Annotated in this window: 16 protein-coding genes; 11 read left to right on the forward strand and 5 right to left on the reverse strand. The window is 65.9% G+C overall.

Translation table 11 applies throughout. The features are described 5' to 3' along the window. Positions 1–90: 90 nt before the first annotated feature. The 4 genes from CBW66_RS23645 to CBW66_RS23660 all read left to right on the forward strand — a co-directional run bounded on the left by CBW66_RS23645 (position 91) and on the right by CBW66_RS23660 (position 3,073). Entirely contained in the window at positions 91–708 is a 618-nt protein-coding gene (locus tag CBW66_RS23645) for a hemolysin III family protein (protein ID WP_070222989.1), read from the forward strand. Between the two features lie 81 nt (positions 709–789). Continuing rightward, positions 790–1,671 (forward strand): LysR family transcriptional regulator, encoded by an 882-nt coding sequence (locus tag CBW66_RS23650; RefSeq protein ID WP_086139577.1) that lies wholly within the window; start codon positions 790–792, stop codon positions 1,669–1,671. A 23-nt stretch (positions 1,672–1,694) separates the two neighbouring features. Beyond that, positions 1,695–1,940, forward strand: a complete 246-nt coding sequence (locus tag CBW66_RS23655) for a hypothetical protein (RefSeq protein WP_086139578.1) — start codon at positions 1,695–1,697, stop codon at positions 1,938–1,940. Between the two features lie 80 nt (positions 1,941–2,020). Further along, positions 2,021–3,073, forward strand: coding sequence for a hypothetical protein (locus CBW66_RS23660; protein ID WP_170932987.1), 1,053 nt, complete (start codon positions 2,021–2,023; stop codon positions 3,071–3,073). Positions 3,074–3,088: 15 nt separating this feature from the next. On the opposite strand, the gene CBW66_RS23665 is transcribed toward CBW66_RS23660, so the two are convergent. Both CBW66_RS23665 and CBW66_RS23670 read right to left on the reverse strand, forming a co-directional pair. Continuing rightward, positions 3,089–5,962 carry an EAL domain-containing protein gene (locus tag CBW66_RS23665; RefSeq protein ID WP_086139580.1) on the reverse strand — a complete coding sequence of 958 codons (2,874 nt, stop codon included), beginning with the start codon at positions 5,960–5,962 and terminating at the stop codon, positions 3,089–3,091. Between the two features lie 153 nt (positions 5,963–6,115). Further along, positions 6,116–6,886: a transferase spermidine synthase gene (locus tag CBW66_RS23670; protein ID WP_086139581.1), complete on the reverse strand. Its 771-nt coding sequence runs from the start codon at positions 6,884–6,886 to the stop codon at positions 6,116–6,118. Between the two features lie 163 nt (positions 6,887–7,049). On the opposite strand from CBW66_RS23670, the gene CBW66_RS23675 reads away from it, so the two are divergent. Next, positions 7,050–7,325 (forward strand): hypothetical protein, encoded by a 276-nt coding sequence (locus tag CBW66_RS23675; protein WP_086139582.1) that lies wholly within the window; start codon positions 7,050–7,052, stop codon positions 7,323–7,325. 37 nt (positions 7,326–7,362) lie between these two features. Next, the gene (locus CBW66_RS23680) at positions 7,363–8,514 is read left to right on the forward strand and encodes a diguanylate cyclase (protein ID WP_086139583.1); all 1,152 of its coding nucleotides are present in this window, start codon (positions 7,363–7,365) and stop codon (positions 8,512–8,514) included. 6 nt (positions 8,515–8,520) lie between these two features. Here the strand turns inward: CBW66_RS23680 and CBW66_RS23685 are convergent, their stop codons facing one another. After that, positions 8,521–8,859, reverse strand: a complete 339-nt coding sequence (locus tag CBW66_RS23685) for a hypothetical protein (protein ID WP_086139584.1) — start codon at positions 8,857–8,859, stop codon at positions 8,521–8,523. A 293-nt stretch (positions 8,860–9,152) separates the two neighbouring features. On the opposite strand from CBW66_RS23685, the gene CBW66_RS23690 reads away from it, so the two are divergent. From CBW66_RS23690 to fdhD, 4 genes are all read left to right on the forward strand, one after another. Continuing rightward, positions 9,153–10,235, forward strand: coding sequence for a calcium:proton antiporter (locus tag CBW66_RS23690; protein WP_086139585.1), 1,083 nt, complete (start codon positions 9,153–9,155; stop codon positions 10,233–10,235). Between the two features lie 163 nt (positions 10,236–10,398). Further along, on the forward strand, positions 10,399–11,856 hold the full coding sequence (locus CBW66_RS23695) for a Ppx/GppA phosphatase family protein (protein ID WP_086139586.1): 1,458 nt from the start codon (positions 10,399–10,401) through the stop codon (positions 11,854–11,856). 93 nt (positions 11,857–11,949) lie between these two features. Next, a complete protein-coding gene (locus CBW66_RS23700; RefSeq protein ID WP_230492269.1) occupies positions 11,950–12,657 on the forward strand; it encodes a hypothetical protein in 708 nt (235 codons plus the stop codon). Between the two features lie 68 nt (positions 12,658–12,725). Beyond that, positions 12,726–13,553, forward strand: a complete 828-nt coding sequence (gene fdhD / locus CBW66_RS23705; protein WP_086139587.1) for a formate dehydrogenase accessory sulfurtransferase FdhD — start codon at positions 12,726–12,728, stop codon at positions 13,551–13,553. Here the strand turns inward: fdhD and CBW66_RS23710 are convergent. Beyond that, the gene (locus tag CBW66_RS23710) at positions 13,529–15,853 is read right to left on the reverse strand and encodes an FdhF/YdeP family oxidoreductase (protein ID WP_086139588.1); all 2,325 of its coding nucleotides are present in this window, start codon (positions 15,851–15,853) and stop codon (positions 13,529–13,531) included. The two genes, fdhD and CBW66_RS23710, sit on opposite strands and share 25 nt — an antisense overlap. A gap of 145 nt (positions 15,854–15,998) precedes the next feature. On the opposite strand from CBW66_RS23710, the gene CBW66_RS23715 reads away from it, so the two are divergent. Continuing rightward, positions 15,999–16,760 (forward strand): GNAT family N-acetyltransferase, encoded by a 762-nt coding sequence (locus tag CBW66_RS23715; RefSeq protein WP_046683713.1) that lies wholly within the window; start codon positions 15,999–16,001, stop codon positions 16,758–16,760. Here the strand turns inward: CBW66_RS23715 and CBW66_RS23720 are convergent. Further along, positions 16,693–19,666: CHAT domain-containing protein (locus CBW66_RS23720; protein ID WP_139843068.1), on the reverse strand; the 2,974-nt coding region annotated here is incomplete at its 5' end. The two genes, CBW66_RS23715 and CBW66_RS23720, sit on opposite strands and share 68 nt — an antisense overlap.

The raw sequence follows: 19,666 nt of genomic DNA on the forward strand, positions 1-19,666 counted from the left end.
TTTCCCGACCCTTGCCTTGCGCAAACCGCGCACCCCGATCTCCCCAAGCGTGTAGGATGAGCCTGTTTTTAACGCAGCGGGCGGTCAGGCATGTACCACGGTGAACGGTTCAACAGCATTTCCCATACGGTGGGCGCCGCGCTGGCGGCCATCGGCGGCGTCATCCTGATCGTCGCGGCGGCCCGCACGGGCGACCCCTGGAAAATCGTCAGCTGCAGCGTGTATGCGGCCATGCTGCTGACCTTGTACCTGACTTCCACCCTGTACCACAGCGTGCGCGGCAAGGCCAAGGCCGTGCTGCAGCGGCTCGACCATTGCGCCATCTACCTGCTCATCGCGGGCACCTACACGCCCTTCATGCTGGTGACCCTGCGCGGACCGTGGGGCTGGTCGCTGTTCGGCGTCGTCTGGGGCCTGGCCCTGTTTGGCATCGTGCAGGAATATGTGTACGCGAAAGGCGCGCGCATCCTGTCGCTGGTGATTTACGTGGCCATGGGCTGGCTGATCGTCATCGGCATCAAGCCGCTGCTGGCCGCGCTCGAGTGGAACGGCTTCCTGTGGCTGGTGGCGGGCGGCCTCTGCTACACGGGCGGCATCGCTTTTTACGCCACTGACCACAAGCTGCGCCATGGCCACGGCATCTGGCATTTGTTCGTGCTGGCCGGCAGTAGCTGCCATTTTATCGCCATTTTGTTCTACGTTGCCTGACATAGCGCGCAGCCGGGCCAGGCTACCTGACTATTGCGCGCAATCCATTATAATGCCCTGATCTGTGAAACAAGGGCAAGAATGGACATCAACTCGGACGACCTGAAAATCTTCGTCACCGTCATCGACAGCGGCACCCTGAGCGCGGCCGCCGTGCACCTGGGGCAAACCACGTCGGGCGTCAGCCGCGCCCTGTCCCGGCTGGAAGACAAGCTGGCCACGTCGCTGCTGACGCGCACCACGCGGCGCATGGAGCTGACGGAAGAGGGGCAGCTGTTCCTCGACAAGGCGCGCGCCATCCTCGCCTCGATGGAAGACGTGGAAGAGTCGATCCGCATCCGCCGCCAGAAGCCGGCCGGCCGGCTGTGCGTCGATGCGGCGTCTCCCTTCATGCTCCATTGCGTGGTGCCGCACGTGGCCGAATTTCGCGCCATGTACCCGGACATCCGCCTGGAGCTGACCAGCAACGACCAGATCGCCGACCTGCTCGAGCACCGCACCGATATCGCCATCCGCATCGGCGCGCTGGTCGACTCGACCCTGCACGCGCGCGCGCTGACCGCCAGCCCGCTGCACGTGCTGGCCACGCCCGCCTACCTGGCGCGCCACGGCGAACCGGCCACGCCGGAAGCGCTGGCCGGCCATGCGCTGCTGGGCTTTGCCCAGTACGACCTGGGCAACAACTGGCCACTGCGTCACGAAGCGGGCAACAGCCTGCAGATCGTGCCCGCGCTGGCCGCCTCCAGCGGCGAAACCCTGCGCCAGCTGGCCCTGCACGACCAGGGCATCGTCTGCCTGTCCGACTTCATGACGCGTGACGATATCGCCGCCGGCCGCCTGGTCAAGGTGCTGCAGCCGTTCTCCACCGGCTACCGCCAGCAGATCCACGCCGTGTACTACCGCAACACGCAGCTGGCGCAGCGCATCAGCTGTTTCCTCGAATTCCTGCAGCACAAGCTGTAAGGCTGGCTATGAAGGAGCATGGCATGGAGTGTCCCACCTGCGGCGAATATGGCGACCTGATGCGCGCGAGCATCAAAAAAACGGGGCAGCAGGTGATCGTCTGCACGGAGTGCGATGCACTATGGGAGCATCCGGAGATGCGGATCACGGCCGACAGAATTCGGGATGTCGGGACGTTTCTTACCGAGGCAGGGCTGCATGCCGGCTGGGATGAGTTCGAGATCGGGGCGAGGCTGCCTGCGCCAGGAGTGCCTGCAATAAAACCGTGATGCCTTGCGTGAGAAAGTGTGCATTTTTTATTATATAGGCCATGTTAGCATGTTACAACTTAGAACATTGCAAAAAAAACATGCACAAACATTTTGCCCTGATCGTCTTGTTATACATGTCCAGCGCTGGCGCCGCCGGCATCACCTATGCGGGCAAAGCGGACTGCCGCGTTGTCGAGCATGCGCGGGTGACCGGACACACAGCTTACTGGAATGGCGCTTGCAGCGATGGCTATGCCAGCGGACCCGGAGCTTTGCAGTGGAGCAAGGACGGCAAGCCAACGGAACGTTATGAAGGAGCGATGAGCAAGGGCGCGCCAGAAGGCGCAGGCATTTCACAGTGGGCGGACGGCAGCTTGCATGAAGGGAACTACCGGGACGGCATGCTGCAGGGTCCTGCCGTGGTGATCTTCAAGGACGGGAAAAAGCTGGAAAGCAATTTCGAGCAGGACAAACCGGTGGGCAATGTCAAGTTTGGCTCTCCGGGCGACGATCAGTATGAAGGGGGCTGGCAGGATGGTCCGGAGGGCCACGGCACCATGACATTTTTTATGGGTGGCGCCTATCGTGGGCAATGGCGCAAAGGACGACCGGTTGGTAACGGTGAGATATTGTATCCCAACGGACGCGTGCTGACGGGGCGCTTCAATGGTAGCTTCCACTTGACGGCGCAGCCGGAATTGCCCGTGGTAAGCAAGCTGTACACCATCAAGGAACAAAGTGCGGCGATTGGCTCGAACATTCGTGGCACTGCCTCCGGGGGCTTTGACGTCCCCCCGGAAAAGTCCTACGCCCAGTTGACACCGGAGCAGCAGCAGCTTGTGAAAAGAGACTACGCAGTCTTGCAGGATGACGATGTGCCGCCGTATCCGGAAAAGGGCATACTGGAAATATCACGCGCCATGCAAAGCCTGATCTCATACAAGGACGCAATCGGCGAGTTGCACGTCAATGTCGGTGTCGATGAACAGGGCGTGGCGCAGAATGTCACCCTGCTGAAAAGCCCGGACAGCGAGTCCGGCAAGCTGGCGGCGGCCATGTTCATGCATCTCCGGTTTACACCGGGCCGTTGCGCAGGCCAGCCTTGCGCGATGGTAGTACCGTTCAGGTTTACGCTCAGATACAAGAAATAGCACGCCGGCCTGACCTTATGCAGTCGCGTGCGCGCTGCTCAGCAGCGCCTCCACCTCATGTGCCGGCAGCGGGTGGCTGAAGTAATAGCCCTGCGCCTCGTCGCAGCCGTGCTGGCGCAGGTAATCGAGCTGCTCTGCCGTTTCCACGCCTTCGGCCACCACGCGCAGTTTCAGATTGTGCGCCAGGGCGATGATGGAGACGACGATGGCTGCGTCGTCCGCGTCGCGCGCCACGTCGCCGACGAAACTGCGGTCGATCTTCAGCACGTCGATGGGGAAGGTGCGCAGGTAGGCGAAGCTGGAATAGCCGGTGCCGAAGTCGTCGATCGACAGCTGCACCCCCAGCGCCTTCATGTCGTGCAGCTGGCTGACGGCCAGCGCCACGTCGTGCATGAACAGGCTTTCCGTCAGTTCCAGTTCCAGGCAGGCGGGCGGCAAGCCCGTGTCGGCCAGTACTTCGGCGATCGAGGCGACCAGGTTCGGTTCGTTGAACTGGCGCGCCGACAGGTTCACGGCCAGGCGCAGGTGGCGCAGTCCCGCCGCGTGCCAGCGTTTCACCTGCGCGCACGCTTCGCGCATGACCCAGGCGCCGATCGGCACGATCAGGCCCGTATCCTCGGCCAGCGCGATGAAGCGCTGCGGCGCCACCATGCCCAGGTCCGGGTGCTGCCAGCGCAGCAGCGCTTCCACGCCGACGATGCGCCCGCTGGCCAGGTCTACCTGCGGCTGGTAATGCAGCACGAACTGCTCGCGTTCGAGCGCGTTGCGCAGCGCCGTCTCGATGCGCAGGCGCTCCAGGGTGGCCTGGTTCATGGCCGTCGTATAGAACTTGATATTGTTGCGGCCCTGTTTCTTGGCGCAATACATGGCGATGTCGGCTTGCTCGATCAGGTTTTGCGTCTCGCCATTCAGGGTCACGTCGCCGGGAGCGTCGTAGCGCGACATGTCGTAGACGGCCACGCCGATGCTGCAGGTGACGAAAAATTCCTTGCCGTCGAGTAGTACCGGCTGCGCCACGGCATCCATCACGCGTTGCACGATGGCGGCGCTGAGCACTTCGTCGGCCTGTTCGCACAGGATGGCGACGAATTCATCGCCCGACAGGCGCGCCACCGTGTCGGTTTCGCGCAGGCTGGCCTGCAGGCGCGTGGCGATGGTTTTCAGCAGCAGGTCGCCGGCCTTGTGACCGAGACTGTCGTTGACGAACTTGAAGCGGTCGAGGTCGATCAACAGCACCCACAGCGCGCGGTTCTTGCGGCGCGACAGGGCCATCGCTTGCGCCAGGCGGTCGCGCAGCAGGGCGCGGTTGGGCAAGCCCGTCAGCACGTCGTGGTGGGCGATGTGCTGGATTTGCTGCTCGGCCAGCTTGCGTTCCGTGATTTCGGAACCCGTGCCGCGGTAGCCGCGAAATTCACCGAACTCGTTGAACAGCGGTTCGCCATTGACGCTGAACCAGCGCAGCTGGCCATTGCGGTCGTGCATCGCATATTCGAGGTTGGAAAAGGGCAGGTGGGCTTCCAGGTTGGCGATATGCTGCTTGCCCCAGCGCGAATTGCGCATCTCCGGGTTGTTGTCCCAGCGCGTCATGCCGATGAAGCGTTCCAGCGGCATGTTCGACTTGTCCGTGAAGCCGCTGGTGATGTGGGTGAAGCAGAAGTTGGCGTCCTGCTCCCAGTACCAGTCCGAGGACAGGGCCAGCAGGCGGCGGAAGCGCTTTTCGCTTTCCTGCAGGGCGCGCTCCGTGCGCTGGCGCGCCCGCACGTCGGCGCTGAGCAGTTCGTTGCTGCGCTTGAGGTCGGCCGTGCGCTGCTCCACCAGCAGTTGCACGCGGCGCGAACGCTGCGTCAGCGACTGCACGAAGGCGGCCGTCAGCAAGCTGAACAGCAAACCCATGATCACGGTGAACAGCGAGCCCAGGTGGTCGGCCAGGAAGGGCCGCGGATGGGCCACCACGCGCACATGCCACGGCCGGCCGGCGGATGCAAATGCCCGGTCATAGTGGCTGTGGTCGGCGAAGTGCAGCCAGCGCGGCAGCGACTCCCAGGCGCCGCCCGCTTCGTCCGCAGGCGCCTGGCCATGCCGGAAGATCAATTGGCGCGGGTCGGCGCCGGCGTCGGCGTAGACGCTCAGTTCAAGCTGCGGGTCGCCCAGCAGGTCGGCGCCGGCGAGGATTTTCTGCACCAGTTCCCCGGCGCGCACGATGACCGCCGTATCGCCGATCAGTGCCGCGCGCCGCTGCTGTACCGTCTGCAGGGGCACGCCGTGGCGGTACACGGGACGCACGATGACGAAGCCCTGCTGCGGTCCCTGCGCCAGGGCCAGCAGGCCGGTGGCGGTGGTCTCGCCGCTGATGATGGCCTGTTCCAGCGCGCGCGCCAGTACGCCGTTCGGGCTGACGTTCAGGCCGAAGGCGGGGCGGTTGCCCTGCAAGGGTTCCAGGTAATCGACCACCAGGTAGCTGGCGCGCGTCGTCGCGGGTACGATGACGCCATCGCGCATTTCCGTCATGGCGTAATCGGGTGCGATGCGCCGCAGCTCGGCCTCGAAGGCATCGCGCTGGGCATGCGGCACGATGCGGTGGAAATTGAAGGCCTGGATGAACGGGTGGCGCCGCAGCAGCGGCGTGGTGAAGGCGTGGAACTGTTCGCGCGTGACAGGCGCGACGGCGGCAAACAGCTGGTTCGTCGTGGTCAGCACCTCGACGGCGTCGTCGAGTCCCTGCTCGATGGCGGCCACCCTGGCGCCGGCGCGCTGCTGCAGGCTCAGGCTCATCTTGTCGTATTCGAGCTGGCTGATGGCGACGAACAGCACGGCCGTCACGCTGACGCCGCAGGCGAAGGTCAGCGCGGCCGCGGCGGAAATCGACAATGGCAGGCGGCCACGCAGCATGGGTTTTCCTATCTCACTTCATGGACACAATTGCTCGGCAGCACCTGCGGGCCCGCGCAGGCCGTAGTTTGTCATAAACCACATCCATCATGCGAATTTTGCACCAGATCGCTGCTAATAAGCAACAATATCTATGGCCACGGCGGGCGACTATCAGTTGTTGCGTGCGCCTGATTGCCGGCGCAAACGCCACAGTTGCCATGCCGGCAGCAGCCGGTTCAGGAAAGCCAGCCCCGCGGCGCGGCGCCAGCGCACCAGGCGCACGACGCGCAGGGCGCGGCCCGCCCCGAGCTTGTCCGGCCTGGCGGCAAAGATGATGCGGTTGTTGCCGGCGATGCCGTCGAAGTGGCACACGGCGCCGCGGAAGGTGAGCATCAGGCGCGCCAGCATGGCGGGATAGTGTTCGTCATAACTGAACAGGTTGGCCGCCAGCACGCCGCCCGGCAGCAGGGCGCGCAGGCAGTCCGCATAGAAGCGTGCGCTGCCGAGGGCAGGCGGCAAGCCCGTTTCGTCGTAGCCGTCGAGCAGCAGCACGTCGGCGCAGCCCGGATGCTGGCGGATATAGCTGACGGCATCCGTTTCGATGACGCGCAGGCGCGCGTCGTCGGGCGGCAGCATGAACTGCTCGCGCAGGGCGATCACGTCGGCGCGCAATTCCAGCACCGTGATGCGGGTGTCGGGCAGGTGGCGGTGGCAGAATTTCAGCAGCGAACCGCCGCCCAGGCCCACCATCAGGATATGCCGCGGGCGCGGCACGAACAGGGTAAAGCACATCATGGCGCGCGCATAGCGCAGCAGCAGATGGTCGGGGCGCGACAGCAGCATTTCGCTCTGGATCATGCCGGGTTGAAATTCCAGGCGGCGCCGGTCGCCACAGGTATGCACCTGCGGGGCAAGCGGGGTGATGCTTCTGTGTTCCGGCATGGGACGACTTCGCTGAGTGGACTGGGGAAGATGCTTTGTTGCATTCAGAGAAATCTGATAAGCTCCCGTGAGCATACCCGATTAATCCGCGCCGAGCATGCGTATATGCAGACATACGGCGCGCGGCGGCACGGCCGCGCAGTCGGGCACCATGGAGACAAGCATGTTTTTGGATCACCCCATCATTACGGCGACGAACAGTTTTACGGAGCCTGACCGCATCGAGCGGCTGACGCGCGTGTACGGCTACGCGGCGGCGCTGGCGGACCAGGCCGCCAATCTCGGCTTCATTGAAAAAGTGGCGCAGATCCACGATCACAAGGGCACCCTCATCGTGTTTTGGCACGAGGCGCCCAGCGACGTGGAAAAGCAGTATTTCGTGCAGGCGTGGGCCAGCAAGATCGGCGACGGCAGCACCAATGTCGAACACGAAATCTGATACAGCGTGCCGCGCCTGCGCGGCGATGGCGTAGCCCATGGATATCAAGACCCTGGTACTGGCCCTGGCGCTCGGCAACCTGAGCCTGTGCGCGGCCCTGTTTTTCTTCGAATACGAGCGCAAGAAGTCGCTCAGCATGTCCACCTGGGCGGTGGCCAAGCAATGCCAGGCCGTGGCCTGGTGTCTGCTGTATTTCCGCGGCGTGCTGCCCGATTTCCTCTCCATCCTGCTGGGCAACAGCCTGCTGTTTGCCGGCATGGCGCTCGACGCGGGCGCGCTGTGGCAGGCGGCCGGGCGCAGCGGCTGGCGCCGCACCGTGCTGCCGGCGCTGGGCGCGGCGATCGGGCTGTTTGCCGCCTGTTACCTGTTCGACGTGGCGCCGCTGTTGCGCAGCGCCGGCGGTTCGCTCATCGTGGCCGGCTTTTTCCTCGCTGGCGTGGCCGCGCTATGCCTGAAATGGCGCGAGGCGAGTATGCTGCGCCGCTTCCTCGTCGTCAGCATGGGCATCTTGTCGCTGCTGATCGCCGCGCGCGGCGTGCTGGCCGCCAGCATGCCCGGTTTCGATGCGGAACTGATGCAGCTGGCCGGTTTCGGCGCCCTGTACCTGATGATGCTGACGAACGCCTTCGGCTATCTGCTGCTGTCGCGCGAAAAACTGGGCGGCGAGCTGGCGCGCCTGGAAGTGCTCGATGCGGCCACGGGCGTGCCGAACCGGCGCGGCTTTTACCAGGCGCTGGCGCCGTGGATGGCGCTGGCGCGCCGCCCGGGGCTGCCGACGGCGCTGGTGGTGCTCAATATCGACCATTTCAAGCGCGTCAACGACAGCTATGGCCATCCGGTCGGCGACGCCGTGCTGAAAACCATCGTCGACACCTGCCGCCAGCAATTGCGCGACAGCGACCTGATGGGCCGCCTGGGCGGCGCCGAATTCGCCATCCAGCTGCCGCGCACGACCCTGGCCGATGCGCTGATGGTGGCCGAGCGCATCCGCGCCGCCGTCGAAGCGCTGCCCGTCAAGACGGAGCGCGCCGTGCTGCAGCTGACGGCCAGCCTGGGCGTGACCACCATCCGCGCCGAAGACAGCACCGTCAGCCTGTTCAAGCGGGCCGACGAGGCCCTGCAGGCGGCCAAGCAGGCGGGCCGCAACAGGGTAGTGGAGGCGCAGGGCGCCAGCACCCTCGATATCTAAACCGGATTACTTCTTGTGCGAGCCCAGCCAGCTGGGTTCCTTGCCGCATTCCTTGGGCAAGAACAGGGCGTCGAGGCCGGGATCGCAGCGCCGGTCCGGCGCCTTCATCGGTTCGACGCTCAGCCATTCGCTTTTGGGCAGTATCTTTTCTTCGCGCGGCGCCACGGGCGGCGCGGGCGGCAGGCTGTCTTGCCACCGTGCCTCTGGGACCGGCGTGGGCGGGGTGGCCCAGTTGGCGTCGATCTGCGCTTCGCGCGCGGGCGGCGTGTCCGCGTGCGCGGCAGCGCACAGCAGGCTGCTGGCGAAGATGAATGTGCGGATGGCGGTGCTGTTTACTGAAATCATGGTGTGTCCTTGGTCGTTGTCGCGAAGGCGTACCCTGCAGTATGACGCCGGCAGCAAGCAAGAAGACAAGAAAATTGCAACGGCATGTTACCAACGGGACTATAGTTACTGGTAGCGAGCAGGTGCACTGTGGCAAGGTGATTAGAGGTGACCCAGGCGCGGGGCGCCGGCACCCGGACGTGTGCATTCCCTAACATTCATTTAAGCTAGGCAAGTTATGCTGTGGCATGCACGCCAGGCTGTCTTTGCCGTCCGCACCGCAGTTCCCCTTTTTTACTCTTGCCAGGCCCATAATGAAAATGCTCAAATCCCTGCCTGTATGGCCGCTTGCCGCCCCGCTTGCCGGCTGGTTGTTCCTGTTCGGTTCCACCTTCAATCTCGGCGGCGCCTATCAGATCCTGCTGGTGGCTGGCCTGATCGGCAGCGTGCTGGCCGCCGTGTACCACGCGGAAGTGGTGGCGCACCGCATCGGCGAACCGTACGGCACCCTGGTGCTGGCGCTGGCCGTGACCCTGATCGAGGTGGCGCTGATCGTCTCGCTGATGCTGGCCGGCGGGCCGGAAACGACGGGGCTGGCGCGCGACACCGTGTTTGCCGCCATCATGATCATTTTGAACGGCATCGTCGGCATCTGCCTGCTGCTGGGCGCCGGGCGTCACCGCGAGCAGAGCTTCGGCCTGCTGGGCGTGAGCGCGTCGCTGGCCACCCTGGCGGCCATCGCCATTTTGACGCTGGTGCTGCCGAACTACACCTCGAGCGCCGCCGGCCCGTACTACAATTCCAGCCAGCTCATTTTCATCGCCGTCATCTCGCTGGTCCTGTACGGCACTTTCGTGCTGGTGCAGACGGTGCGCCACCGCGACTACTTCCTGCCCAAGGAAGCCGTCGGCGATGAAGAGGTGCATGCGGCGCCGCCCACGCCCACCGTCGCCTGGGTCAGCGCCGGTGCGCTGCTGGTGTGCCTGGGCGCCGTGGTGCTGCTGGCCAAGTCGCTGGCGCCCGCGCTGGAGACGGCCATTGCCGCCATGGGCGCGCCGAAGACGCTGGTCGGCATCGTCATCGCCGCCATCGTGCTGCTGCCCGAAGGCCTGGCCGCCGTGCGCGCCGCGCGCGCGAATCGCCTGCAAACGAGCTTGAACCTGGCGCTCGGCTCCGCGCTGGCCAGCATCGGCCTGACGATACCCGCCGTGGTGGTGGTGTCGTTGGCCACGGGCCTGACGATCACCCTGGGCCTCGATATCAAGTCGACGGTGCTGTTGCTGCTGTCGCTGATGGTCGCCACCCTGTCGCTGGGCACGGGCCGCACCACGGTCATGCAAGGGACGGTGCACCTGGTGATTTTCGCCGTCTATTTGTTCACCACCATCGTGCCGTAAGCTGCCGCACAACTGCCGTTTTGTCACAATCCTGTCACGCCGCTGTCATACGATGAGGGTAGTGTGGTAGGATTTTTAAATCGTTTAAATGATTTATATAGTTTAGCAACTGAATTTGCCAACTTTTTCAGTTGGCACAGTAATGACAAGACAAGAGGCCAGTATGTATGCAGCGGTGGACCTGGGGTCCAACAGTTTTCGTTTACACATCGGCAAGCATGATGGCGACACCATCCGCGTGGTCAAGAGCGTGCGCGATCCGATACGCCTGGCCGCCGGCCTGGACGCCAATGGCGACCTGACCGAAGCGGCCATGCAGGGCGCGCTGGCCTGCCTGCAGCGCTTTCGCGCCATCCTCGCCGGTTTCGAGCTTGAAGCCGTGCGCGTGGTGGCCACATCGGCCATGCGCGTGGCGCGCAACGGCGCCGTCTTCCTGCCGCTGGCCGAGCAAGCCGTCGGCTACCCGATCGAAATCATCTCGGGCGAGGAAGAGGGGCGCCTGATCTACATGGGCGTGGCCAATGCGCTGGCCATTCCCGGCGAACGCCGGCTGGTGATGGATATCGGCGGCGGTTCGACCGAACTGATACTAGGGCGCGGCAACGAGATCGAACGCGTGGAATCCTTCAGCCTGGGCACGGTCAAGCAAAGCCTGTCGTTCTTCATCGGCGGCCGCATCGACGCGCCGTCGTTCGAGGCGGCCATCCTGTCGGCGCGCAGCCATTTCGAGGATGCCGCGCCGCCGTACCATCCGCAGCACTGGAAGACGGCTTACGGCTCTTCCGGCACCATCCGCACGATCGCCGACATCATCGCCCGCAACAAGCTCGGTGACGGCTTGCTCACCAGCGTCAGCCTCGATGCGCTGGCGCGCCGCTTCATCGAACTCGGTCACACCAGCCGTATCGACATGCCGGGCTTGCGCCCGGATCGCGCCAGCACCATCGTCGGCGGCCTGGCCATCTTGATCGGCCTGTTCCGCGAATTGGCGATTCCCGCCATGACGCCGATCGAGGCGGGTTTGCGCATGGGCGTGATGTGGGATTTGTACCTGCGTTCGACCAAGCGCGACCGCCGCGAACAGTCGGTGCAGGGCTGCATGGAGAAATTCCATATCGACCGGCAGCGCGCCGGCCGGGTGGCCGAGCAGGCGCTGGCCATGTATGCGCAGCTCAAGCCCACGTCCGACGCCCTGGTGAAATGCCTGCGCTGGAGCAGCCTGCTGCACGAAGTGGGCCTGGCCGTGTCGCAGACGGGCTACCACAAGCACGCGTCCTACATCGTGGAAAACGCCGACTTGCCCGGTTTTACCACGCGCGAACAGAAGACCATGAGCCGGCTGATCCTGGCGCAGAAGGGCAACTTGCGCAAGATCGGCGAAGTGTTGTCCGACCCCGATTTCGCCAAGGCCGTGCTGGCGCTGCGTCTGTCGATTCTGCTCATGCATGCGCGCATCGAGGCCGATTTCAGCGAACTGCGCCTGCGCATGAAGAGCCGCATCGAACTCGACATCAAGCGCGGCTGGGTGGCGCACCATCCCACCGTGTCGTTCTGGATCGAGAAGGAGCAGGAATTCTGGGATGAGGTCGGGGTCGATTTCACCATCCGCGCCAGCGCCTAGAAGGTCATGATATGCGCATGACTTGATGTGCAGCAAGCAAGATTTCAAAAAACAGTATATATTGTTTATATTATTTACTAGATTGGAGAATCCATGACCAGAACCGCCCCAGCGAAAAAGGCCGACAGCGCGCCCGTATCGATGTTCCCGACCAGCGCATCGATCAACGCGGCAGCGGCCAAGGCCGCGCCGGCCGCCAAGCCTGCAGTGAAGCCCGCCGCCAAGCCGGCAGCCAAGCCGGTGGCCAAAGCCGCCGTCAAACCAGTGGCCGCCAAACCGGCCGCAGTGAAGCCGGCGGCAGCGAAACCAGCTGCCGCCAAGCCCGCCGCTGCCAAGGCGCCAGCCGCCAAGCCGGCGGTCAAGGCCGTCGTGGCCAAGCCCGTTGCCAAGCCCGTTGCCAAGCCCGTTGCCAAGCCGGCAGCCAAGCCGGCAGCCAAGCCGGTGGCCAAAGCCGCCGTCAAGCCCGCCGCGAAAGCCACTGCCAAGCCGGTAGCGAAAGCTCCGGCCAAGGCCGCCGCCAAGCCTGCGCCAGCGAAAAAAGCGCCGGTCGCCAAGGTTGCCGCCGTCAAGGAAAAAGCCCGCAAGCCGAAACTGGTGCGCGACAGCTTCACCATGCCGGAAGCGGAATACGAAGTCCTGGGCCAGGTGAAAAAAGCCTGCCTGAAGGCCGGTTTCGAGATCAAGAAAAGCGAATTGCTGCGCATCGGCGTGGCGCTGATCAGCCAGATCGACCTGGCCACGCTGCAAAACGTGCTGGCCGGCTTGCCGCAGCTGAAAACCGGCCGTCCGAAGAAGGATTGATGGCGCGGGCAGGGGCCGCCCCCTGCCTGGCCGTTCTGGTTTACCATGGGGCCTGTGATAGTTCCCCCATGGTTGCCATGTCAGAAGATACCAGTACAGAACGCGCCGGCTTTGTCGAACGCGCCATCGTCCGCCATCGCGCGGGCCAGTCCACCGATGCCATCGACCACGTCGCCGAGGAAATCCCCGTCGCGCTGGTCTTTAACGGCATTTCCCACGTCGTCATGATGGCCACGCCGCGCGACCTGGAGGCATTCGCCTATGGCTTCGCCCTGACGGAAGGCGTGGTGGCATCGGCTGCCGCCATCTTCGATTGCGAAGTCTTGCTGCGTCCCGATTCCGCCGAAGTGGCTTTGAGCATCGCGCAGGAGGATTTCGTGCGCCTGAAGGACCGGCGCCGACAGTTGACGGGCCGCACGGGCTGCGGCGTGTGCGGCATCGACAGCATCGACATGCTCGACTTGCAGCCTGCGGCGCTGCCGCCTCCCCTGATCCGCGTCGACTTGCCCGCCGCGCTGGCGCGCGCATCGGGCGGTCTGCGCGAACACCAGGCGCTGATGCGGGAAACGGGCGGCGTGCATGTCGCCGCGTGGTGCACGCCCGACGGCGACATCGTGCACGCGTTCGAGGATGTCGGCCGGCATAACGGCCTCGATAAACTGATCGGCCATCTGGCGCTGCACGATATCGACATGCGGCGCGGCTTCGTCTTCCTGTCCAGCCGCGGCAGCTACGAGCTGGCGCGCAAGGCGGCGCGCATGCAGATTCCGCTGCTGGCGACGATTTCCGCTCCCAGTTCGCTGGCCATTTCCATCGCCGCGCAGGCGGGCATGAAGCTGGTGGGCTTTTGCCGCCAGGATGCGTACGTCGATTACACGCCGGGCATCGCCTTGTAGCTTGCGCTGCGTTCCAGCAGCACCGGCACGGACTTCGACGTCGGCGTGCCCGCGCCGTCGGCCGTGCTGGCCAGCGGCACCAGCGCATTCGTCTCCGGGTAGTAGGCGCCCAGGCAGCCGCGCGGGATGTCATAGGCGACCAGCCGGAAACCGTCGGCCCGGCGCGCCACGCCATCATCCCAGGCGCCAATCAGATCGATCATGTCGCCATCCTTAAAACCCAGCATGGCGAGATCGGCCGCATTGGCGAAGACCACCTTGCGCGTGCCGTACACGCCGCGGTAGCGGTCATCCATGCCGTAGATGGTGGTGTTGTACTGGCCGTGCGAGCGGGTGCTCATCAAGACCATCAGGCGCTCGCCATGGCGCTCGCGGGCGCGGTGCAGCGGCGTATCGAGGTCCAGCGGGGCGACGAGGAAGCTGGCCTTGCCGCTGGCCGTCTTCCACACGCGCTCGCGCGAGGCCACCGTCAGATGAAAACCTCCCGGCTGCGCCACCCTGGCGTTGTAGTCGTAAAAATCGTCGAATACCTTTTCGATATCGTCGCGGATGCGCGCATAGTCGGCCGCATACGCGCGCCAGTCGACCAGATTGCTGCCCACCGCCGCTTCGGCCATGCCGGCCACGATGGCCACTTCCGAGCGCAGCTGCGGCGAAGCGGGCGCATTGCGGCCGTACGAGATGTGCACCATGCTCATCGAGTCTTCCACCGTCACGCCCTGCGCCACGCCGTGCTGCAGGTCGATCTCCGTGCGCCCCAGGGTGGGCAGCAACAGGGCTTCCTTGCCGATGACCAGGTGGCTGCGATTGAGCTTGGTGGCCACCTGCACGGTCAGCGCGCACTGGCGCAGCGCTGCGCAGGTGACGGGCGTGTCCGGCGTGGCGGCGGCGAAATTGCCGCCCAGCGCGATGAAGACCTTGACGTCGCCGCGCCGCATGGCGTCGATGGTGGCCACCACGTCGTGGCCGTGCGCGCGCGGCGGAGTAAAACCATACACCTGGCCCAGGCGGTCGAGGAAGGCGGTTGTCGGCTTTTCCTCGATGCCCACCGTGCGGTCGCCCTGCACGTTGGAGTGGCCGCGCACGGGACATAATCCCGCGCCCGGCTTGCCGATCTGGCCGCGCAGCATCATCAGGTTCGACAGCATGCGGATGGCCGCCACGCTGTGCTTGTGCTGCGTCAGGCCCATGCCCCAGGTGGCGATGATGCGCCGGCCCTTGACGACAATGTCCGTCAATGCCTCGATCTGCGCGCGCGCCACGCCCGACTCCCGCACCAGCAATTCCCAGCGTTCTGCGCGCAGGTCGTCGCGGAAGGCGTCGAAACCGCTGCAGTGCTCAAGAATGAAGGCGTGGTCGATGACGGCGGGCTTGCCTGCCGCCTGCGCCGCATCGTCATGCTCGACGACGCGCTTGGCGACGGCCTTGATCAGGGCGAAGTCGCCGCCCAGCGTCGGTTGCACGAACAGGCCGGCCAGGCGCGTGCTGTCCAGGGTTGCCATTTCCCGCGCGCTTTGCGGGTCCATGAAGCGCTGCAAGCCCCGCTCGCGCAGGGGATTGATGGAGACGATGCTGCCGCCGCGGCGCGCGCACTCGCGCAGTTCGCCCAGCATGCGCGGGTGGTTGGTGGCGGGATTCTGGCCGAAAATGAGGATGGTGTCGGCCAGTTCGAAGTCGGTCAGGGTCACCGTGCCCTTGCCGATGCCCACGGTGGCCGGCAAGCCGCGGCTGGTCGCCTCGTGGCACATGTTGGAGCAGTCGGGGAAGTTATTGGTGCCGTACAGGCGCGCCATCAGCTGGTACAAAAAGGCCGCTTCGTTGCTGGCGCGTCCCGACGTATAAAACGCGGCCTGGTTGGCATCGGGCAGGGCGCGCAGGTGGCGGCCCACGAGGGCGTAGGCGTCTTCCCAGGCGATGGGCACGTAGCGGTCGCTGGCGGCGTCGTAGACCATCGGTTCGGTCAGGCGGCCGTGCTGCTCGAGCGCGTAGTCCGACTGTTCCAGCAGCTGCGTGACGGTGTGGCTGGCAAACAGTTCCGGGCCGGCGCGGCGGCTGGTCGCTTCGGCGGCGACGGCCTTGGCGCCGTTTTCGCAAAAGGCGAATGTGGATGCGTGGTGGCGGTCGGGCCAGGCGCAGCCGGGGCAATCGAAACCGTCCGGCTGGTTTTGCGCCAGCAGCGCCTTCAGATTCGCGGGCGCGACGCGCTCCTGGCGCAGACTGATGGCCACGTGTTTCAGGGCGTCCCAGCCGGCGGCAGGCTTGGTGTAGGGCGTGATATGGACGGCGTCGGTGTCTGTCATGGGCTCTTTCGGCTGGGCGAGTGTGGTAATTATGCACGATCCCCGCAGGGCATTGACTTGCGTCACGGAAATGACATTCGGCTGTCATTTTCCTGACATATTAGGCAAGTACGCTGGAGTCGTCTTGATCACAGGGGATGAAACCATGCAAAACATAATCGCATCAAACGAAGCCAAGGCCCGTCCGGTCCAACTGGTGCTGAGCCAGGCCACGACGGCGGCGGAATTGCGTGAAGTCCAGCGTTTGCGTTACAAGGTGTTTATCGAGACGATGGGATTGACGTCGCTGGCCAACGCCGATGGCCTCGACAGCGATGAATTCGACGCGCACTGCGATCACCTGATCGTGCGCGACGCCGACACCCTGAAAGTGGTGGGCACGTACCGCGTGCTGAGCGCGGCCAAGGCGGCCAAGATCGGCCGCCTGTATTCGGAAAACGAGTTCGACCTGAGCCGCCTGAAGAACCTGCGCGGCCGCATGGTCGAAGCGGGCCGCGCCTGCATCCACCCGAAATACCGGGGCGGCAGCGTGATCATGCTGCTGTGGTCGGGCCTGGCTGAATACATGCGCCGCGAGCGCTGCGACTACCTGGTCGGCTGCGCCAGCATCAGCCTGGCCGATGGCGGCCATAACGCCGTCGCCGTGTACCAAGCGCTGGCCGAAAAGCACATGGCCCCGAGCGAGTACCGCGTCACGCCGCACCTGCCTTTCCCCATCCACCAGGTGGAAGCGGCGCACAAGCCGCAAGTGCCGCCGCTGATCAAGGGCTATCTGCGTTCGGGCGCCTGGATTTGCGGCGAACCGGCCTGGGACCCTGATTTCGAAAGCGCCGACATGTTCATGATGATGCCGCTGGCGAATCTGGACGAGCGCTATGCGCGCCATTACGGGGTGGTGCCAGGCTAAGGCTGCCAGGGCTCGCGCCGGGCAGCGAGGCCTGCAGTTGGCTGGCCAGCGCCTGCACGGCGCTGCGCAAGCCGGTCTCCGCGCCGTCGGGCGGCAGCAGTTCGAGCAGGAAGCGCAGCGGCGCCGTGATCGTTTCGGGTTCGCCGATGCTGCCGTGGCGCCGCACGGCGTCGTGATACAGCGCCAGGAAGGCGGCGCGCGCGGGCGCGTCGAAGGGCTGGCCTTCCGGCAGCTGCCACAGCGCCGCCAGCAGCGCGGCGCGCACGGGGGCGCCGGCGTCGATGGCGCGGTGTTCGTCCGCGTGGCGCTGGCGCGCATAGGCGATGGCGTCGTGCAGCAAGTCGCCCAGCTGCGGATCGAGCGCGCGCCAGGCGCCGCCGTCGCCATGGGCTTTCAACAGCAGGGCGCCCGCCAGTACCTGGAAAATCAGGTCGCAGTCGGCCGCGCCGCTGCGCCGCCGCGCTTCTTCCAGCGCGGCCAGGCAGGCGTCCGTCATGGCGCCCAGGGCCGGCGCGCCGGAGCTTCCCTCGCGGCAGGCGAGGCGCGCCTGCAAGGCCCAGTAGCGTCCCAGCAGGGCCAGGCGCTGCGCCGTGGGCGCCAGCGCCACCAGCAGGTCGATATGCTGTTTCCCATCCTGCAGCAGCTGGCGTCCCTGCACCGGGTCGGGCACGGCGGGCACTTCGATGCCGGAGCCCGCATCGAGGCCGCACAGGGCCGCGCCCTGGCGTATTTCCAGTTCCGCCCAGTGCGCCAGCGCGCGCAAGCCCACCTTGCCGTCGGCCGCGCTGTGCGCCGCCCGGTAATGCTCGATGGCGCGCAGGGTGTTTTCCAGGCCGCCGAGGCCGGCGCGCGTGGCGGCCATGTTTTCGCGGATGTCGGCGCAGCCGAAGAAGCGCGCGCGCACGGCTTCCTCGATGCTGCCCAGCTTTTCCTCGATGGCCGCGCGGCGCGCGGGATCGGCGCCCGCCAGGCGCGCGTGCAGGGTTTCCAGGTCGGCCAGCAAATGGCCGTGGTAGTGGTAATCGGGCGCTTGCCAGGGCCGGCTCTGGGTGTTCGGGAAGCGGTAGCGGTCGTCGCCATACGCCTGGTAGGCGCCCCAGGTGTTCGAGGCGGGGAACTGCAGATACGCCGCCTCGCGCGCCAGGCGCACGGCGTCGCCGAAGTATTCGCCGCTCAGCATGGCGTGATAAAAGCTGTGCGCGAAGATGCTGGCCGCCTGGTCGTCGATGCGCCAGCCGGCCGCGATCACGGCTTGCGAGCCCATTTCAATGAAGGCCGTGGCCAGGCTGGAGGCCAGTTTCGACCAGGGCGCGATGGCGTCCGGGCGCATGTCGCCCAGGTGGCAGCAATTGATGAAGACGAATTGCGGCACGCGCTTCAATTTACCCACCTGCGCCGCCGTCAGCCGCGTCTTCGGTCCCAGCACCAGGCCCGTATGGGCGATGCCGGGGCCGGCCACTTCGCCATGGCCGGCCAGGTGGATGGCGAAATAGCGCTCATCGAACAGGTGCACCAGCACGCGCTGCGCCTGCGGGCGCAGCAGCTCGCGCACCTGGTAGCCGTACGCGCCGAACATGCGCGCCACGTCCTGCGCCTCGGCCTGCGCGGCGGACAGCTCGGGCAGGCCGGAATCGGTGTCGCCGATCACCAGCACGCTGTTGCTGGGCGGGCTGACGGCGGACGGCTGCTCGCGCAGGCTGGCCAGCTGGCGTACCATGCCGATGCGCGTCGACAGCGGGCTTTCCTCGCTGCCCGCCTCGTCGCGCATCAGTTCCCACGGGTAGATGGCGGCGCTCTGGTCGACGGCCAGGATCAGGCCGCGCATCTCGGGGATGGCCGCCTTCAGGCCATTGGGCAGCATCAGTTCGTACAGGGCGCGCGACAGGCCCGGCTGGTCGGTGGTGTTGTCGGTGGCGTCCATGATCAGGCCATCGACGGCTTGCCGCTGATTCGGCTCCTCGTCGACGCTGTTGTGGGCGCGGTCCGTCAGCACCGTGAAGCGCAGGGCGCCCGACAGATCCGCGGCGACGATCTGCACGCGGCGCCAGCCGTTGTCGCCGCTCAGGCTGGGCAGGATGCGCCGGTAGCCGCCCGGGCTGTGGCGGATGCGCCGCTCGAACGTGAAACTGCCCTGGTAGCGTGCTTCGGCCATGATCTGCTCGATGGCCACGGCGGCGGCGATGGCGCGCGCCTCGGACTGTTCATAGATGGCGATGTGGCCGATGCGGCAGGCCATGCCCGCGTCTTCGAGGCGCCGGTTGGCGCTGCGCGCGCCGTCGATCAGGGCCCGCGCGCACAGGGCGATGCTCAAGCCGCCGTAGCCGGAACCGGACAGCAGGCTGGCCACGCGCAAGCCGTGCTCTCCCATCGGCGGCGCGGCGATATGGCCGGCGGCGCGCACCTGCAGGCAGACGCACGCGTATTCGAGCAGGCCGCCGGCAAAGGCGCGCGCCAGTTCGCCCGGCGTCAGCTCGCCCAGCGCGCCCAGGCCGATGACGATGGCGCCGCCGGGCCGGCGCGCCGCATCGGGCTGCAGCACCACCAGGGCGGAGTCGGGGCGCTGCGGGAAGCGCCCGAGGGCGTGGATTTCCTGCAGCTTGCCGGCCAGCAGACGGTCGAGAAAGCTCATGCTGCCGCGCAGCGATTCCGACGCGTAGCAGCCGCTCATGACGGGCGCATCGGCCGAGGCCATGCTGCCGTGGATGACCGATAGGCTCAGCTGCGGCGCGCGGCTTTCCGGCGCGCTGGCGGGGCCGGCGGCGCCGATGGCCGCGTCGAGCAATTCCTGCGGCTGCGGGTACAGCGGCGTAGCCTCGGGCACGTAGGGATGGAAGCGGGGCGGGGCGCCGCCGGGCACGTGCGGCGGGTGCCGCGGCAGGGTGGCGCCCTGGCCGCCGTTGAGCAGC

This window comes from Janthinobacterium sp. GW456P (assembly GCF_002127655.1).
GTDB lineage: Bacteria > Pseudomonadota > Gammaproteobacteria > Burkholderiales > Burkholderiaceae_D > Janthinobacterium.

Coding starts and splice junctions, on each gene's coding strand:
- CBW66_RS23665 (WP_086139580.1), bottom strand. CDS start 5,962: ATGCTGCGTGGCCGCCTGCCATTGTCGATTTCCGCCGCGGCCGCGCTG.
- CBW66_RS23700 (WP_230492269.1), top strand. CDS start 11,950: ATGACCAGAACCGCCCCAGCGAAAAAGGCCGACAGCGCGCCCGTATCG.
- fdhD (WP_086139587.1), top strand. CDS start 12,726: ATGGTTGCCATGTCAGAAGATACCAGTACAGAACGCGCCGGCTTTGTC.
- CBW66_RS23685 (WP_086139584.1), bottom strand. CDS start 8,859: ATGATTTCAGTAAACAGCACCGCCATCCGCACATTCATCTTCGCCAGC.
- CBW66_RS23670 (WP_086139581.1), bottom strand. CDS start 6,886: ATGCCGGAACACAGAAGCATCACCCCGCTTGCCCCGCAGGTGCATACC.
- CBW66_RS23715 (WP_046683713.1), top strand. CDS start 15,999: ATGCAAAACATAATCGCATCAAACGAAGCCAAGGCCCGTCCGGTCCAA.
- CBW66_RS23650 (WP_086139577.1), top strand. CDS start 790: ATGGACATCAACTCGGACGACCTGAAAATCTTCGTCACCGTCATCGAC.
- CBW66_RS23655 (WP_086139578.1), top strand. CDS start 1,695: ATGGAGTGTCCCACCTGCGGCGAATATGGCGACCTGATGCGCGCGAGC.
- CBW66_RS23710 (WP_086139588.1), bottom strand. CDS start 15,853: ATGACAGACACCGACGCCGTCCATATCACGCCCTACACCAAGCCTGCC.
- CBW66_RS23660 (WP_170932987.1), top strand. CDS start 2,021: ATGCACAAACATTTTGCCCTGATCGTCTTGTTATACATGTCCAGCGCT.
- CBW66_RS23675 (WP_086139582.1), top strand. CDS start 7,050: ATGTTTTTGGATCACCCCATCATTACGGCGACGAACAGTTTTACGGAG.
- CBW66_RS23690 (WP_086139585.1), top strand. CDS start 9,153: ATGAAAATGCTCAAATCCCTGCCTGTATGGCCGCTTGCCGCCCCGCTT.
- CBW66_RS23645 (WP_070222989.1), top strand. CDS start 91: ATGTACCACGGTGAACGGTTCAACAGCATTTCCCATACGGTGGGCGCC.
- CBW66_RS23680 (WP_086139583.1), top strand. CDS start 7,363: ATGGATATCAAGACCCTGGTACTGGCCCTGGCGCTCGGCAACCTGAGC.
- CBW66_RS23695 (WP_086139586.1), top strand. CDS start 10,399: ATGTATGCAGCGGTGGACCTGGGGTCCAACAGTTTTCGTTTACACATC.